Origin of the sequence: Leifsonia sp. McL0607 (assembly GCF_049993355.1) — a bacterium.
Taxonomy (GTDB): Bacteria; Actinomycetota; Actinomycetes; order Actinomycetales; family Microbacteriaceae; genus Leifsonia.
Window position 1 is genome coordinate 744,418 of the sequence record NZ_CP188253.1, and the last position, 15,102, is coordinate 759,519.

Consider the following 15,102-nt stretch of genomic DNA (forward strand, 5'->3'; position numbering starts at 1 on the left):
GATCACACGAAGGCTTCCACCGCGATGCCGGCGTCCTCCAGGCTGCGCCGCACAGCCTCCGCCATCGCCACGGCTCCGGGGGTGTCGCCGTGAACGCACAGCGAGTCCGCCACGACGGCGATCCGGGTGCCGTCCACAGCCTCCACGGTGCCGTCGGCGGCCATGCGCACGGCCCGCGCAGCGATCGCCGCGACGTCCGAGAGCAGCGCGCCGGGCTGGGTGCGCGGCACCAGGGTGCCGTCGGCACGGTAGCCGCGGTCGACGAACGCCTCGCGGACGAACCGGAGGCCGCGGTCGACGGCCGCCCGCTGGACGGCGGAGCCTGCGAGGCCGAGCAGCGGAAGCGCGGGGTCGAACGCGGCGACGGCCTCCACCACCGCGGCCGCCTGCTCTTCGTCGTCGACGATGCGGTTGTAGAGGGCGCCGTGCGGCTTGACATAGCGCACGGCGGTGTCGGCCACGCGGGCCATGCCCGCGAGCGCCGCCAGCTGATAGAGCAGCTCGTCGCGCAGCTCGGCCGCGGGGACGTCCATGCTGCGCCGGCCGAAACCGGCCAGGTCGCGGTAGGAGACGTGCGCTCCGACGGTCACGCCGTTCTCTGCCGCCGAGCGGCAGGTGGCCAGCATCGTCGTCGGGTCGCCGCCGTGGAAGCCGCACGCCACGTTCGCGCTCGTCACGAGCCGCAGCATCGCGGCGTCATCGCCCATCGTCCAGCCGCCGAACGACTCGCCCAAGTCGCTGTTGAGGTCGACACTGCTTCGCTCGGCGATGGGCTCCATCCACCTATTCTGCGTTACCGGCCGCACCCCTGATACCGGCGGCCCGCGCCCGGTGCGCCCGCACCTTGGCACGGTTGCCGCAGCGCTGCATCGAGCACCACCGGCGGTTGCCGCTGCGTGATGTGTCGAGGTAGACCAGCCGGCAGTCGTCGGCCAAGCATTCGCGGATGCGGCCATCGGCGTCCGGGCCGAAGAGCCGCACGGCGTCGCGAGCGAGAGTACCGAGGGCTTGGTGCGGCCGCGCCAGCGTGCGTCCCGCCTGGCGTCCTCCGCCCGCCAGCGCCGGCGGGATGTCGGGGGTCGCCGCGAACAGGTTCACGACGTCGACGTCGCTAGGCGCGAGGGTCTCGCCCCGGCTGGCCTGACGGGCGAGCCGGCCGATGGCGAGGCGCAGCATCTCGGCGTCGCGGAACTCCCGCTCGCCCGACGTCGCTGCCACCTCGGGGAAGCGCTCCCGGAGCCAGCCGCCGAGCGCCTCGGCGTCGTCGATCGACCGCCATTCGGCGTTGTCCGGCTCGTCCAGACCGCCCGTGTACGAAAAGTCGAGTGCGAGGGAGCCGGAGTCGAACCACCAGCGCAGTCCGTCGGAGCCGAGCATCCACTGTCCGGTTTCGCGGGGCAGGAGGACGTCGGTAGGCACCGAACCAACTTAGTCGGTCACCCGGGTCGCTCCGAACCGTCGCGGGCAGCGAGCGGGGCTCTGGAGCGCCAGACACGGATGGGATACTGAGCGGATGAACGCTACCCGCCCCGACCCCGCCGTCATCCTCGAGGGCGCGACGGTGCGCTTGCGTGCGCTCACGACAGACGACCTGCCAGACCTCCACGACGCGATCGGTCAGCCCGAGGTGTTCGCGGGAGGCTGGGGCGGCGGTCTCGCGGCCTATCGCGACACCTACGAGGAGTGGCGGGAGTTCATCCTGGGCTATCTCGCCTGGGACACGGGCAACGTGATCGCTGTGTGCCTGCGCGACGGCGACCACATCGTCGGCACGACCACGCTCGGCGACTTCGACCTCGCCAACGGCTCGGCGCACATCGGCTGGACCGCCTCCGCCCCGGAGGTCTGGGGCACGCGCGTCAACGCGGAGACGAAGCGGCTGCTGCTCGGCGCAGCGTTCGACCACGGCTTCGAGCGGGTCAAGCTGCAGGCGGACGTGCTCAACGAACGCTCCCAGGCCGCGATCCTCCGCCTCGGCGCCACCTTCGAGGGCGTGCTGCGGCACACCCAGCCGCGAGCGGACGGCACGTGGCGCGACACCGCGGTGTACTCGGTGCTGCGGGAGGAGTGGCCGGCGGTGCGCGACGGGCTGGACGCGCGGTTGGGCCTCGCGACGGCCTGATGCTTCGCGACGGCCGAGCTTCGCGACGGCCTGAGCCGAACCGTCACTCCGCGTCGAGCGCCCGCGGGTCGAGCGCTTCGGTCGCGGCCGCCGCTGCCATCCGGCGTTGCGCGGACGAGACCTCCCTGTGCACCCACGCGATGAGGTTGGCGGAGTCGAACCGACGGCTGCAGGCCCCGCACGCGAGCGCGCGGGCCGGCTTGCGGTAACGGTAATGCGTGTGGCCGCGCGGGCAAGTGCCGACCCAGGGCGCGAGGTCGTCCGCGATGGCGCCGCCGTGCAGGCGCTTGCCCTCGTAGCCGAGGTCGAGCGCGATCGCCCGCCAGCGCGGGCCGTGCCCCGCTCGCGAGCCGGCGAGCGCGTGCGCGACCTCGTGGAGGAGGATCTGGTGGATGTCGTCGTCGTCGTACCGCGCCGCCAGGTAGCGCGACACCGTGATGCGCTTGGCCGTGTAGTTGCAGAGGCCCGCGCGGGTCTTGGCGTTGTCGAATTCGAAGCTCCACACGGCGGGGTCGAGGTGGAGGGCGATCAGGGCGTTCGCCCAGTGGCGCACGCGGTCGAGCTCGGCCATCAGTGTGGATCCCCTGGTCGACTCATGCCAGGCATACTACGCCGGAGTGACGTCGTCGTCCGCGCCGGAGGCCGCCGTGCCGGGGGCCGCGCGCTGTGCCTCCAGGAACCGCTGCACCACCGCGACGGCGGTGAGGGCGCCCTCGATCTCGGCCGGGGAGGCACCGAGCTTCTCGCGCAGGAAGACGGCGGCCGTCATGTCGGACAGCGCGTTCTCGTAGTCGCCCTGGTCGAAGCAGCACTTGCCGCGGTTCTGCACGGCGAACGCCTCCAGAGCGCTCCAGTCGCGGCCGCGGGCCTCGTCGACGCACCCGGTGAGCTCGACCATCGCCTCGTCGAGCTTGCCCTGGTACTGCAGAACCTGCGCCCTGCGGATCCGAGCTCCCAGCAGCTGCTCCCGGTCTCCGGTGAACCGCGCCTGGCGCACCGCCTCGTTGCCGACCACGATCGCCTCGTCCAGCCGACCGAGGAGGCGCAGCAGCACGGTCTTCTCGTTGAGGGCGCTCAGGCTGCGGAGGCCGCCGAGCTCGTGGAGCCGCTCGTCGGCGGCGCGCAGATCGACACGCTCGCGGAGTGTGGACGGATCGTATCCGAGGATGATGCTCAGGGTCGGCTCCCAGGTCGTACGGTTCATTCCAGAGTAGTGGTCCAAATCCGTTTACCTGGGTTGCCGCGTATGTGTGCGCGATGAGCCAGTCGCCGCGGGCGGCTGCGCCGCGCCTTACTCCGGAGATTTCGTAACTTGCCGGCCTTCCGTCCGGAGTAGCCGTCTCCGCGGCGGCGTGTCGTCCCTCACCTCCGGAGTTAGCGTGGCGCGTCCGCAATTCCGGAGTGTGCGCGGGGGATGCGGCGTGGCGTGGCGTAACTCCGGAGATCCACGCTGGATGGGCCCGGACCTCCGGAGTTGCGCGCGGCACCGAGGCAGGGTCAGCATCCCGGTGGTCGGGTCAGTCGACGACGCGCACGTCCTTCCAGAACGCGACGTAGTTGCTGTAGTCCTGGCCGACACGATCGAATGAGCTCGGGTACGGCGTCGGATAGCTCCACGCGCGGTCCCGCAGCACAGTGTCGCCGTCCTTGACCGAGAAGTACTGGCAATCGCCCTTCCACGGACAGTTGTACGGCGTGTCGGACTCGACCAGATGCTCCGCGTTCACGCTCTCGGGCGGGAAATACCAGTTGCCCTCGAGGCGGATGAGGTCCCCGGTCGGAGCCTCGGCGATGATGGTGTCGTTCAGAACAGCTTTCATGGATGAAACCTCCTGATCGCACTGAACACCCGGGTCTACCGGATCATTCCGACGGCACCCGGAGTTCGCAACGACCGCTCAGGATGTTCGCAGAACCCGCACCTCGGAGACCGTGTCGAGCCTCCCGGAGGCGGCGAGCTCGGCCGCGTCGGCACCCGCGGCAATGCGCTCCTGCCCCGAGACCGACGCGGTCAGCAGGTGCGCTACCGCTCCGCGCAGCCCGGTGAACGCGGCGCAGGCCGCGGCGGCCTCCGGCGAGCAGTAGTCGATGCCCACACTCGCGAGCGCGTCGACGACGGCGCCGGCGGCGAGGAGGTCCTCCACGGCGAAGCGCGTGCCGCCCTCGGCGGCCGTGTCTCCGGCCGCGATCAGCGCGACCATCGCGCGGCGGCCGAGACGCACCTGCTCGTCGAGGATCCAGCGCGCGACCGCGGAGGCATCGGTCAGCCCGGCGGCCACGACGGCGCCTGTGCCGGGCACGAGGTCGGTCGCGGCCTCCACCGGGTCGTCGGCGAGCGCGTCGACCCAGACGACGACATGCGCGTCCGCCGCGACGGCGGAGGCGCCGGCAGCCGCCCAGTCGAAGCGCACCTGGTACTTGGCCTGGCGGTGCGCGGCGGGGACGGTCGACGTGTCGGAGAGGCGGTGCGAGGTCACCGCCTCAGCGTAGCCCGGCGCCGAATCCGGCCGACGCGTGTTGCGCCCGGTGGCGCTGCTCGTGCTCGCGCTCCCGCGCCGACGCCGAGCGCATCTGCCGCCGGATGAGCTCGAAGTCGTGTCGTGTGAGCTCGATCAGCCCGGCGCGCAGCTGATAGCCCCAGTCGGGCTTGTCGCGCGTGAAGTCGAGGGAGGACAGCAACGGCCGGATCGGGGTGGCGACCGCGTCGTGATCCCAGTCGACGCGGCGGCGCCACGCGACGAAGTCGGCGGAGGAGTTGCGCCGTTGCCCGGTTGCCGGTTGCCTGCCCTGGGTCGCCTGGTAGACGTCGGCGCCGGCCAGCCTCCCGACGGCGGTGAACTGCTTGAGCGGTTCTCCTTCGGGGGAGGACTCGCGCGGCGAGTAGTACACGAAGCCGTCGGCCGCGCCCATCCGCTCGAGCGGCGCCCGAGCACCGTGGTTGACCTGGGCGAAGCCGCCAGCGACGCCACGAAGCACATGGTCGTGCTGAACCACGCCCAGCCAGTAGCGGATCGCCATGGTCCCGTTCTAGCGCACAGGTCCGACATCGCGCTGAGGACCGGCGCGTCATGTCGAATCCGATCGTCCCTGCTCGACGTCTCCGTGAGTGCCCCGCGACGGAAGGATCCTGCATGCGCTACCTGCTCTTGCTCACGACGGACGCGACGCCGGGCGCCGTGCCGCCCCCTGCTGCCGTGCTGCAGCGGTTCACCGTCGACCTGATCCACGCCGGCGTGCTGCTCGCGGGCGAGCTGCTCGCCGACGACGGCCTCCTCGTCGAGCTCCAGGCCGACGGCCCGTGCCGCATCGCCGACGCTCCGGCCCTGGACACCAGCGCGACCGCGCTGTGGATCGTGCAGACCTCCGACCGGGCGGAGGCGGTCGAATGGGCCAGGCGCCTGCCGTTGGATCGTGGCAGAGTCGAGGTGCGCCGCATCGTGAGCGGCGCCGCGGCGCACGCATGAACGAGGCAGGAACGCGAGAGGCAGGCTGGTGGCGGAAGCGCAGGACGTGACGGCCGAGGAGGCCCGCCGCGCCGTCGAGGCGGTGTGGCGCATCGAGTCGGGCAAGCTCGTCGCCGGCCTCGCCCGGTGGACGGGCGATGTGGGGCTGGCGGAGGAGCTGGCGCAGGACGCCCTCGTCGCCGCGCTCGAGCAGTGGCCGGAGACCGGCGTCCCGCGCACGCCAGGCGCCTGGCTCACGACGGTCGCCAAGCGTCGCGCGATCGACGGATGGCGTCGGCGCGAACGCCTCGACGAGCGGTACGCCGCGCTCGCCCGCGACCTGGAGCAGCAGGACGACGACGATCCGGCTGCGGTGGTCGAGGAGGAGATCCAGGACGACCTGCTCCGACTCGTGTTCGTGTCGTGCCACCCCGTGCTCGCGCCCGGCGCGCGGGTGGCGCTGACGCTCAAGCTCCTCGGCGGTCTGACGACCGAGGAGATCGCGCGGGCGTTCCTGGTGCCCGTTCCGACGATCGCGCAGCGCATCGTGCGCGCCAAGCGCACGCTCACCGCGGCGCACGTACCCTTCGAGGTTCCCGATCGCGCCGACTACGCCGAGCGGCTGTCGTCCGTGTTGGAGGTCGTCTATCTGATCTTCAACGAGGGCTACTCGGCCACCGCGGGCGACGACTGGATGCGCCCGGACCTCTGCCAGGAGGCACTCCGGCTCGGCCGCGTGCTCGCCGAGCTCACCCCCAGGGAGCCGGAGGTGCACGGCCTGGTCGCGCTGATGGAGTTCCAAGCCTCGCGGTTGCCCGCGCGCGCCACCTCCGACGGCGAGCCGATCCTCCTGCAGGATCAGGACCGCACCCGCTGGGACCGCATCCTCATCGGCCGCGGAGTCGCCGCCCTCGAGCGCGCCGACCGCCTGCTCGGCGCACGTGGCCGCGGGCCGTACACGCTGCAGGCCGCGATCGCCGCCTGCCACGCGACCGCGCCTGCCCCCGGGGACACCGACTGGCAGGAGATCGTCGCGCTCTACGGCGCGCTCGCCGAACTGCGGCCCTCCGCGGTGGTGGAGCTCAACCGCGCCGTCGCCGTGTCGATGGCCTACGGCCCGGAGGCCGCGCTCGACGTCGTCGACCGGCTCGTGGACGACGGCGCCCTGGAGTCGTACCATCTGCTGCCGTCGGTGCGCGCCGACCTCCTGTTCAAGGTCGGGCGCCACGCCGAAGCGGAGATCGAGTTCGAGCGGGCGGCGTCGATGACGGCGAACGCGCGCGAGCGGACGCTGCTGCTCGCGCGCGCGGCGGAGGCAGCGGCTGGCGCGGGTTCGCCGGGCGCCACCGCGTCCGGGAGTGCGCCGTGAATGCCACCTCCCCCTGCCCCTGCCCCCGTGGATGCGTGACACTGAAAACGTGAGAGTCCTCCTCAAGCTCGTCCTCGACTGCGACCCGGACGCGGCCTGGCGCGCCCTGCAGAGCCCGACGGCGTTCCGGGAGGTCGCGATGCCGTGGGTGGACTTCCGCTCGGACGAGCCGGCCGGGTTCCCGACGGTCTGGGACACCGGGGAGCACCGGGTCAGCGTGCGCGCGCTGGGCGCGTTCACCGTCGGCACCCAGGCGATCCGGCTCGACACGCTGCGCTCGACGGATCCCCGCGAGAGCGCGACGCGCATCCTGCGCGACAGCGGAGGAGGAACCGGCGGCGTGCTCTCCGCGATGCCGCACCTCGATCACCGCATGGCCGTCGCACCCGACCCCGCGGGTCCGGGGCCGGACGGCCGGCTGCGCACCCTCTACCGCGATCGCCTGATCGTGCGCGCGGGACTCGTCACCCCGCTCGCCTGGTACGGCCTGTGGGCGTTCTGGCAGTGGCGCGGCATGCGCCTGCGGCGTCTCGCACCCACCTGGGCATACGATCCCCCCACGCCCGATCCCCTCACATCCGACGACGCCGAGACGGAGGCCGCAGCATGAGCACCATCACCCCCGAGCCCGCCCAGGAGGTCGACCCCGGTCACGGCCGAGCCGTGACAGCGGTGCAGACCGCGCACTGGCGGCGTAGCGTGTTCGCGCTGTACTCCTCGGTGCGCCGAATCGCCGCGAGCGACGCGGCGGCCGCGCACGCGCACTGGATCTCGTGCCGCAACGACCTGTTCTCGTCGCACCCGGCCTCCCCGCTGCTCGACGCCGACCGGGACCGCTTCACCGGGCTCCCGATATCGCCGTACGACCCCGACTGGCGATTCGAGCTGCCCGTCCACGCGCCGGCGGAGCCGAAGCGGATGGATGTCGAGACCGGGACGGACGGCGTCGTGCCGTTCGAGCTCCTCGGCACAGTGCGGGTGCCGCTCGCCGGCACGCTCGACGTGTGGCGGCTGGCCTCCTACGGCGGCGGTCTGTTCGTGCCGGTGAAGGACGCCCTCGCCGGCAAGCGCGGCGGCACCTACGGCGGCGGACGCTACCTGATCGACACGATCAAGGGCGCCGACCTCGGGATGTCGGCCGACGACGGGGAGGCCACGCTCGTGCTCGACTTCAACTTCGCCTACAACCCGTCGTGCGCGTACGACCCCGCCTGGGCGTGTCCGCTCGCGCAGGCCGGAAACACCCTCCCCGTCGAGGTCCCGGTCGGCGAGCGCTACCCCGGCTGACCGCGCGCTCCGTCCGCCCGAGGGGCAGGTTGTGGTCCCTTTCGCGGGCGCCGAAAGGACAACAACGTGCCCCTCGGCGGTTCGGGGCGGGTGGATGCTCAGCGGGCGACGAGCGTGAGGCGCTGGGTCGGGCGGGTCATGGCGACGTACAGGGAGGCGGCGCCGCGCACGGACTCCGCTGCGAGCGCCTCCGGATCGGCCAGAACGACGGCGTCGAACTCGAGGCCCTTCGCCTCGTAGCCGGTCAGCACCGAGATCGGACGCATGAGTCCGGCCGCGCCGCGGGCTGCGTCGTCGCCGAAACGTTCGCGCACGGCTGCGGCGACGGCCTCCACCTCAGCGGCGGTCGCGATGACGGCGAGCGTGCCGTGGCGGTCGATGCCGCGATCGTGCGCGACGGCCTCCGCGACCGAGGCCGGGAGGCCGGTCGCGCCCGCCTCCACCTGGCGGATCGGCCAATCCCCCTCGCGGACCGCGCGCGTCGGCGTGATCGGCAGCCCGGCATCCTGCGCGATGCGCTCCGCCTCCCGCGTGATCTGGGCGGGGGTTCGGTAGTTGACCGTCAGCTCCTCCAGGCGCCAGGCGTCCTTGAACGACGGGCTCAGCGCGTCGTCCCAGCTCGTCGCACCCGCAGCCGACGCCACCTGGGCGATGTCGCCGACGATGGTGAACGACTTCATCGGACACCGGCGCACCAGCACGCGCCACTGCATCGATGAGAGCTCCTGCGCCTCGTCGACCACCACGTGGCCGTAGGTCCACGAGCGGTCGGCGGCCGCGCGCTCGGCGGTCGTGCCGCGGTCCACCTGCTCGGCGAACCCGTCGGCCAGCTGTTCGGCGCTGACGAGGCCCTCCACGCCCATGTTGCGGATCGCGGCGCGCGCGTTCTCCAGGTCGCGCTTACGCTGCCGGTCGCGCTCACGGGAGGTCACGTCGGCACGCCCGGGGAAGTCGCCGAGCAACTCGGCCGCCTCGTCGAGCAGCGGGACGTCCGAGACGGTGAACGGCTCGTTCCGGTCACGCAGCAGGGCCTCCCGCTGCGCCGGCGACCAGCGTGGAGTGAGCTCGGAGAGCCAGGCCGGGCGCGCGTAGAGATCCTGCAGCAGCTTCTGCGGGGTCAGCGGAAGCCAGGCGGTGTTGAGCAGCACGCGCACGTCGTACGAGGTGCGGAGGTCCTCCCGCAGCACCCGGAGGTCGGCCTCGTCGATCGTCGAGCCTCCCGCGCGCAACTGCGCCGCCAGCAGCTCGGTCAGCTCGGCGAGCGCCTGCTTGACGAACGTCACGCGGGCGAGGTTGTGGGGTTTGCCGGTGCGCTGCGCCTTCGTGATCGCCCGCTTGACGAGGTCGGGCTGCACGACGAGCCGTTCGTTGTCGACGACGATCGTCTGCGGCTCGTCCGGCGCCTTCTGCCGCGACCGCACGGCGCGCGACAGCAGCCGCGCCATCGAGGCTGCGCCCTTCAGCCGCGCGGCCTCCGGGGCGTCCTCGGTCGTGGCCTCCACGCCGGGGAACAGCTCGCCGAGCGTCTGCATGACCACGCCGGTCTCTCCGAGCGACGGCAGCACCGCCTCGATGTACCGCAGGAACGCCGACGACGGCCCGACCACGAGCACACCGGAGGTGCTGAGCCGCTGCCGGTTCGAGTACAGCAGGTAGGCGGCGCGGTGCAGCGCGACGGCGGTCTTGCCGGTGCCGGGGCCGCCCTGCACGACGAGCGCGCCGCGGAGGTCGGAGCGGATGATGCGGTCCTGCTCGGCCTGAATGGTCGCCACGATGTCGTGCATGCGCCCCGTGCGCTGCGCGGTGAGCGCGGCGAGGAGTGCCCCCTCGCCCTGCACCTTCTCGCCCGCGGAATCACCGTCGAGCAGCGCTTCGTCGAAGACCTCGTCGTCGATGCGGACGACCTGGCGTCCGTTCATCGTGAGGTGCCGGCGGGCGCGCACGCCCATGCGCTCGCTCGCGGTGGCCTGATAGAACGCGCTCGCCTGCTGTGCGCGCCAGTCGACGAGCAGCGAGCGCTGGTCGTCGTCGCGCAGGCCGACCCGTCCGATGTAGCGGTGGTCGGTGCCGTCGACGGGGTCGTGGAGCAGCAGACGGCCGAACACGAGCCGCGCGTCCACATCGCGCAACTGCAGCAGCTGGTCCTCGTACAGGCGGGCGAACGCGTCGCGTTCGCTGCGCGCCTGGTGGTTGCTTCCGACACTTTCGCGGCGCACGCGCGTCAGCCGCTCCTCCGTCTCGGCCCTGAGCGTGTCGAGCCGCTCATACAGCCCCGAGACGACGACGCGCTCACGATCGAGTTCCGATTCCTGCACGCGCGGACCACCTTCCGGATTACGGGCCGATAGTCTACGACCTCCCGCCGTGAATCCGCTCCCAGCAAGCGTGGCGCCCACACACGGTAGACTGTCTGAACCAGCACGACTGGCCTGCCGGCATCGCCGGCGTGCGCGAGCGCCGGGCGGCGGCCCCGCTGCGCACCTCCACTCTTCTTTCCGGCGAATACGTCCCGTCATGCGACGACCGCCCGAACCGCCCGCAGGGCCGAGCCCTGCCAGAAAGGCACTTGTGACCAACCAGACCTTCGCCGACCTCGGCGTGCCCGCTCCTCTTCTCGCCGTCCTCGCCGCCGACGGCAAGACGGAGCCGTTCCCCATCCAGGCCGACACCCTGCCCGACACCCTCGCCGGGCGCGATGTGCTCGGACGCGGCAAGACCGGGTCGGGCAAGACCATCGCTTTCGCGCTGCCGCTGGCGGCGCGGCTCGCTGCTTCGGGTGCCTCCGCTCCCGGCGGCCGCTCGCGCGGAAACCGCCGCCCCCGCGGCCTCGTGCTCGCCCCCACCCGCGAGCTCGCCACCCAGATCGACGCGACCCTCAAGCCGCTCGCGACCGCGCTCGGCCTGACGACCACCACCATCTTCGGCGGCGTCTCGCAGAGCCGCCAGGTCGCCGCGCTGCAGGCCGGCGTCGACATCATCGTCGCCTGCCCCGGCCGCCTCGAAGACCTGATGAAGCAGGGCATCGTGCACCTCGACCGGATCGAGATCACCGTGCTCGACGAGGCCGACCACATGGCCGACCTCGGCTTCCTGCCGACGGTCACGCGCATCCTGAACGTCACACCGTCGCGCGGCCAGCGCCTGCTGTTCTCGGCCACGCTGGACAACGGCGTCGACAAGCTCGTGTCGAAGTTCCTCACGAACGAGGTGCTGCACTCGGTCGATGACGCGACGAGCCACGTGGAGGCCATGACCCACCACGTGTTCGAGGTCAGCGATCAGGACGCCAAGAAGGACCTGATCGTGGCACTCGCCTCCGGCCGCGGCCGCCGAATCTTGTTCATGCGCACCAAGCACCAGGCCAAGCGCCTCGCCAAGCAGCTGACCTCGGCGGGGATTCCCGCTGTCGACCTCCACGGCAACCTCAGCCAGGGCGCCCGCGACCGCAACCTGGCCGCCTTCGGTACGGGCGACGTGCGCGTGCTGGTGGCGACGGACGTGGCCGCCCGCGGCGTGCACGTCGACGAGGTCGAGCTGGTCGTCCACGTCGACCCGCCCGCGGAGCACAAGGCCTACCTCCACCGCTCGGGCCGGACCGCCCGCGCCGGAAGCGCCGGCGACGTGGCGACCGTGATGCTGCCCGACCAGGCGGGCGACGTGCGGAGCCTGCTTCGAGCCGCCGCCATCACGGCGAGCCCGCAGCGCGTAACCGCGAACTCGCCTGCCGTGACGTCGCTCGTCGGCGAGCCCGCGCCGCGCGTGGCGCCGGCGCCCGCGCCGAAGGGCGGGGGCAACGGCGGCGGTCACGGCGGCGAGAGCCGTGGTGGTCGTAACGGTGGCGGTCGCACTAGTGGCGGTCAGTCCGCTGGAGGCCACGGCGCGGGAGGTCGGAACACCGGAGGCCGTGACGCTGCGGGTCGCGATGTCGCAGGTCGCGACGGCTCGCGCGGAGCGGGTGACGGTTCGTCGCGCCGACGCGGACGAGGCCGCGGCCGCGGTACGGCCGAGGCCGACGCGCGTCCGGTGGGCGCCGAGCGCACCGAGCGCACCGCGGGCGCCGCTCGCCACGGCGGCAACGGAGGCAGCTCTCCCTCGGGCGGCAACGCCGGGGCGGTCCGTTCGGGCGGCACTGGTGGGGCGGTTCGTTCCGGCGGCACTGGTGGTAACGGCGGAAACGGCGGGGCCTCCCGCTCGGGCGGAGCTCCGCGCACCGGCCTCCGCGTCGGCGACCTCGTCAGCGGCAGCACCAGCCGAGGCCGCGGCACACGCCGCGCCCGCGGCTGACGACTCCGCACGCTCTCCAGCCGGGACGGACCGTCGGCGTCTCCGACGCACCGCACGAGCAGGAGTCCGCACCGTCGGAACGGCGCCCGCCCCGGCTGAGCCGACCCGGCCGCCCGTCCGTATCTCTGGAAGTCCAGCTCTGCTGCGCCGAAATGTCCGTTTCTACGGAACGACGCGCCGCCCTGTCACAAGATCTCCGGAGTTGCCGCACCAGCACGGCAACTCCTGAGACCTGTGACGACACGCCGCGACGATGACCGCAACGCCGGACATCCGTCGCCCTGACGGCGCATTCTCCGGATGAACCGCCTCCCGTCGGCGACGGAGGACGTCCGATGCGGCACACCCACGAGCGGCGGCCGACGCGGGACCAGGCTCGGGGATGGCCAGCACCCTACGGCATCCGCACCCCGCGAGGCGTCAGCCACCTCCGCCCGTGCCGATCACGACGTGCGCCTCGGCGAGCGCGGCGATGCCGGCGACGGTGCCGTCGATCAGCAGCCGGAAGCTGCGGTCGAGGTCGTCGGGGAGGCCGAAGCCGCCGCCGAGTTCTAAGGTGATGAAGCCGTGGAGAGCGCTGCGGAGCATCCGGATGGCGTCCACGGTGGCGTCGTCGGGGAGGCCGAAGCCGCGGAGGGCGGCGGCCAGGACGGCGATCGTCTCTTCGGCGCGCGCGGCGAGCTCGGCGTCGGCGGCCGAGCGGAGGTCGGGGGCGACCTGTGTCGCGGCGTAGCGGCCGGGGTGCCGGTGGGCGTACGCGCGGACGGCGTCCGCCGCCGAGTGGATGGCCTCCGGGCCGGAGCGGCCGATGGTCGCCTCCGCCAACACGCGCGTCAGCTCGGCCACGCAGTCGGTGGCGACTAAGCGTCGCAGGTCGTCGAGGGAGGCCACGTGCTTGTAGAGGCTCGGCACGGCGACGCCGGCGCGGGAGGCGACGGCTGCGAGCGTCAGCCGGTCGAGCCCGGTCACGCCCCCGTCGTCGACGACCTCCAGCGCCACCGAGGCCACCGCGGAGCGCGTCAGCCCGGCCCTAGGCACGCGGCCCGCTCCAGTCGCCGCCCACGGCGGCCTGCAGCTCGCGCAGGAAGGCCAGCGTCGCCGGCACGATCACGTCGGGCCGCTGGGCCTGCGGGTAGTGGCCCGACTCGGGGACGCGCACGACCTGCGCGCCGAGCGACTCGATCCAGTCGGCCTCGGCGGCCGGGTCCGGGTAGTCGGGGTCGAGTGCTCCGACGAAGGCGAGCATCGGGGCCTGCACCTCGGGCAGCCGCGGCTCGACGACCGAGTGAGTCAGGGCGAGCGTGAGGTGCCGGAAGGAGCGCAGGCGGCCCGGCTCCTTCATGTTGCGCTTCAGGTCGGCGGCGTGCTCCTTCAGCCACGGCGCGGTGCGGCCCTTGTTGATGGACCGGTAGTAGCCGGCCCAGACCGACGGGCCCCACGGGCCGGTGAACAGCACGCGGTACATTCCGTGGACGGACGCGACCGCGAAGCGGCTCATCGCCCGGTCACGCAGCAGCGGGCCGAAGAGCACGAGGCCGGCGACGGCGTCGGGGCGTTCGGCGGCCGCCCAGGCCGCAGCCGCCGCGCCCATGGAGTTGCCGAGCACGACCGCCCGGCCGCCCAGCTCGTCGCCGCCCAACTCGTCGATCAGGGCGAGGAGGTCGCGTCCGGTGGCGATGTCGCCGAACTCCCGGAAGGTGGTGTCGGAGTCGCCGTGCGCCCGCAGGTCGGTGACGGCGACGCGGTAGCCGGCCTCCCGCAGCGGACCGACGAGCTCGCGGTAGGTCGAACGGAGGTCGCCCATCCCGGGGACGGCGACCACGAGAGGGCCGGTGCCCTCGACGGTGTAGCTGATGCGTCCCTCGGGGCGCTGCAGGTACCGGACCTGCGAGGCGATGGAAGTGTTCATAGCCGTAAAGCTAATACCATTAGCCAAAGGATGCAAGCATTAATTTCGCCACCACCCGAGAACCGCTCAGACCAGCTTGCCCACGGACGCCATCGCGGCCTTGACGAGCGCGCCGCGCCCGCCCTCCAGCTCGTCGCACACCGTCGGCGACACGGCCTCGCCCGGCGTCATCCAGGTGATCTCGAGGGCGTCCTGCCGGGGCTCGCAGGTGCCGGTGACGGGCACGACGTAGGCGAGCGAGACGGCGTGCTGACGTTCATCGGTGAACGCGGACACCCCGGGCAGCGGGAAGTACTCGGCCACCTGGAACGGGACAGGACTCGCCGGCAGGAATGGGAACGCCATCGGTCCGAGGTCTTTCTCGAGGTGACGGAACAGCGCCTCCCGCAGCGTCTCGCCGTACATGACCCGGCCGGAGACCAGCGTGCGCGTGATCTCGCCGACCGCGTTGGCACGCAGCAGTACGCCGACCTCCGTCACCTGACCGAGCCCGTCCACCCGCACCGGGACGGCCTCCACGTACAGCAGTGGGAGCCGCCGCCGGATCTGCTCCAACTCGATGTCGCTCAGCCAGGCGGGGCCGGGACGGGCCCCGGAACCGTCCAGCGGGTCGGGAGTCGGGTCCGGGTCGGGGGTGCGCACGCTCATGCACCGATCCTACGGACGCCACCACCCGCGTCCACTCAAA

General features: G+C 72.5%; 17 protein-coding genes. 6 read left to right on the plus strand and 11 right to left on the minus strand.

The genetic code is table 11. The features are described 5' to 3' along the window. Positions 1 to 2: 2 nt before the first annotated feature. A complete protein-coding gene (locus ACPPVW_RS03615; protein ID WP_426625174.1) occupies positions 3 to 779 on the minus strand; it encodes a LamB/YcsF family protein in 777 nt (258 codons plus the stop codon). Positions 780 to 783: 4 nt separating this feature from the next. Then, positions 784 to 1,419: a CGNR zinc finger domain-containing protein gene (locus ACPPVW_RS03620; RefSeq protein ID WP_426625175.1), complete on the minus strand. Its 636-nt coding sequence runs from the start codon at positions 1,417 to 1,419 to the stop codon at positions 784 to 786. A gap of 94 nt (positions 1,420 to 1,513) precedes the next feature. On the opposite strand from ACPPVW_RS03620, the gene ACPPVW_RS03625 reads away from it, so the two are divergent. Then, positions 1,514 to 2,122, plus strand: coding sequence for a GNAT family N-acetyltransferase (locus ACPPVW_RS03625; RefSeq protein WP_426625176.1), 609 nt, complete (start codon positions 1,514 to 1,516; stop codon positions 2,120 to 2,122). 43 nt (positions 2,123 to 2,165) lie between these two features. Here the strand turns inward: ACPPVW_RS03625 and ACPPVW_RS03630 are convergent, their stop codons facing one another. The 5 genes from ACPPVW_RS03630 to ACPPVW_RS03650 all read right to left on the minus strand — a co-directional run bounded on the left by ACPPVW_RS03630 (position 2,166) and on the right by ACPPVW_RS03650 (position 5,140). Beyond that, a complete protein-coding gene (locus tag ACPPVW_RS03630; RefSeq protein WP_426625177.1) occupies positions 2,166 to 2,693 on the minus strand; it encodes a SprT-like domain-containing protein in 528 nt (175 codons plus the stop codon). A 36-nt stretch (positions 2,694 to 2,729) separates the two neighbouring features. Beyond that, the gene (locus ACPPVW_RS03635; protein ID WP_426625178.1) at positions 2,730 to 3,326 is read right to left on the minus strand and encodes a hypothetical protein; all 597 of its coding nucleotides are present in this window, start codon (positions 3,324 to 3,326) and stop codon (positions 2,730 to 2,732) included. Positions 3,327 to 3,639: 313 nt separating this feature from the next. Continuing rightward, positions 3,640 to 3,942, minus strand: a complete 303-nt coding sequence (locus tag ACPPVW_RS03640) for a DUF427 domain-containing protein (protein WP_426625179.1) — start codon at positions 3,940 to 3,942, stop codon at positions 3,640 to 3,642. 78 nt (positions 3,943 to 4,020) lie between these two features. After that, the gene (locus tag ACPPVW_RS03645) at positions 4,021 to 4,599 is read right to left on the minus strand and encodes a 2-phosphosulfolactate phosphatase (protein ID WP_426625180.1); all 579 of its coding nucleotides are present in this window, start codon (positions 4,597 to 4,599) and stop codon (positions 4,021 to 4,023) included. 4 nt (positions 4,600 to 4,603) lie between these two features. After that, positions 4,604 to 5,140, minus strand: a complete 537-nt coding sequence (locus ACPPVW_RS03650; RefSeq protein ID WP_426625181.1) for an EVE domain-containing protein — start codon at positions 5,138 to 5,140, stop codon at positions 4,604 to 4,606. A 113-nt stretch (positions 5,141 to 5,253) separates the two neighbouring features. On the opposite strand from ACPPVW_RS03650, the gene ACPPVW_RS03655 reads away from it, so the two are divergent. From ACPPVW_RS03655 to ACPPVW_RS03670, 4 genes are read left to right on the plus strand one after another with little or no spacing between them, the layout of a single operon-like run. Continuing rightward, positions 5,254 to 5,586 (plus strand): YciI family protein, encoded by a 333-nt coding sequence (locus ACPPVW_RS03655; RefSeq protein ID WP_426625182.1) that lies wholly within the window; start codon positions 5,254 to 5,256, stop codon positions 5,584 to 5,586. 28 nt (positions 5,587 to 5,614) lie between these two features. Further along, positions 5,615 to 6,934: an RNA polymerase sigma factor gene (locus tag ACPPVW_RS03660; protein ID WP_426625183.1), complete on the plus strand. Its 1,320-nt coding sequence runs from the start codon at positions 5,615 to 5,617 to the stop codon at positions 6,932 to 6,934. Between the two features lie 49 nt (positions 6,935 to 6,983). Then, complete coding sequence (locus tag ACPPVW_RS03665; RefSeq protein WP_426625184.1) at positions 6,984 to 7,544, plus strand: hypothetical protein; 561 nt, start codon at positions 6,984 to 6,986, stop codon at positions 7,542 to 7,544. After that, complete coding sequence (locus ACPPVW_RS03670) at positions 7,541 to 8,221, plus strand: DUF1684 domain-containing protein (RefSeq protein ID WP_426625185.1); 681 nt, start codon at positions 7,541 to 7,543, stop codon at positions 8,219 to 8,221. Before ACPPVW_RS03665 ends, ACPPVW_RS03670 begins: the two co-directional genes overlap by 4 nt. Before the next feature lie 98 nt (positions 8,222 to 8,319). On the opposite strand, the gene ACPPVW_RS03675 is transcribed toward ACPPVW_RS03670, so the two are convergent. Beyond that, entirely contained in the window at positions 8,320 to 10,536 is a 2,217-nt protein-coding gene (locus ACPPVW_RS03675; RefSeq protein WP_426625186.1) for a HelD family protein, read from the minus strand. Between the two features lie 253 nt (positions 10,537 to 10,789). Here ACPPVW_RS03675 and ACPPVW_RS03680 point away from each other — a divergent pair, with 253 nt between their 5' ends. Next, a complete protein-coding gene (locus tag ACPPVW_RS03680; RefSeq protein WP_426625187.1) occupies positions 10,790 to 12,505 on the plus strand; it encodes a DEAD/DEAH box helicase in 1,716 nt (571 codons plus the stop codon). A gap of 420 nt (positions 12,506 to 12,925) precedes the next feature. On the opposite strand, the gene ACPPVW_RS03685 is transcribed toward ACPPVW_RS03680, so the two are convergent. The 3 genes from ACPPVW_RS03685 to ACPPVW_RS03695 form a co-directional block, all read right to left on the minus strand. Then, a complete protein-coding gene (locus ACPPVW_RS03685) occupies positions 12,926 to 13,543 on the minus strand; it encodes a TetR/AcrR family transcriptional regulator (protein ID WP_426625188.1) in 618 nt (205 codons plus the stop codon). Continuing rightward, positions 13,536 to 14,414 (minus strand): alpha/beta fold hydrolase, encoded by an 879-nt coding sequence (locus ACPPVW_RS03690; protein ID WP_426625189.1) that lies wholly within the window; start codon positions 14,412 to 14,414, stop codon positions 13,536 to 13,538. Before ACPPVW_RS03690 ends, ACPPVW_RS03685 begins: the two co-directional genes overlap by 8 nt. A 66-nt stretch (positions 14,415 to 14,480) precedes the next feature. Beyond that, positions 14,481 to 15,062 (minus strand): NUDIX hydrolase family protein, encoded by a 582-nt coding sequence (locus ACPPVW_RS03695; RefSeq protein ID WP_426625190.1) that lies wholly within the window; start codon positions 15,060 to 15,062, stop codon positions 14,481 to 14,483. Between the last annotated feature and the right edge of the window lie 40 nt (positions 15,063 to 15,102).

Bases quoted from the DNA above. Each gene is read 5' to 3' on its own strand.
- ACPPVW_RS03615 (WP_426625174.1), bottom strand. From the start codon at position 779: ATGGAGCCCATCGCCGAGCGAAGCAGTGTCGACCTCAACAGCGACTTG.
- ACPPVW_RS03625 (WP_426625176.1), top strand. From the start codon at position 1,514: ATGAACGCTACCCGCCCCGACCCCGCCGTCATCCTCGAGGGCGCGACG.
- ACPPVW_RS03630 (WP_426625177.1), bottom strand. From the start codon at position 2,693: ATGGCCGAGCTCGACCGCGTGCGCCACTGGGCGAACGCCCTGATCGCC.
- ACPPVW_RS03635 (WP_426625178.1), bottom strand. From the start codon at position 3,326: ATGAACCGTACGACCTGGGAGCCGACCCTGAGCATCATCCTCGGATAC.
- ACPPVW_RS03640 (WP_426625179.1), bottom strand. From the start codon at position 3,942: ATGAAAGCTGTTCTGAACGACACCATCATCGCCGAGGCTCCGACCGGG.
- ACPPVW_RS03650 (WP_426625181.1), bottom strand. From the start codon at position 5,140: ATGGCGATCCGCTACTGGCTGGGCGTGGTTCAGCACGACCATGTGCTT.
- ACPPVW_RS03655 (WP_426625182.1), top strand. From the start codon at position 5,254: ATGCGCTACCTGCTCTTGCTCACGACGGACGCGACGCCGGGCGCCGTG.
- ACPPVW_RS03670 (WP_426625185.1), top strand. From the start codon at position 7,541: ATGAGCACCATCACCCCCGAGCCCGCCCAGGAGGTCGACCCCGGTCAC.
- ACPPVW_RS03690 (WP_426625189.1), bottom strand. From the start codon at position 14,414: ATGAACACTTCCATCGCCTCGCAGGTCCGGTACCTGCAGCGCCCCGAG.
- ACPPVW_RS03695 (WP_426625190.1), bottom strand. From the start codon at position 15,062: ATGAGCGTGCGCACCCCCGACCCGGACCCGACTCCCGACCCGCTGGAC.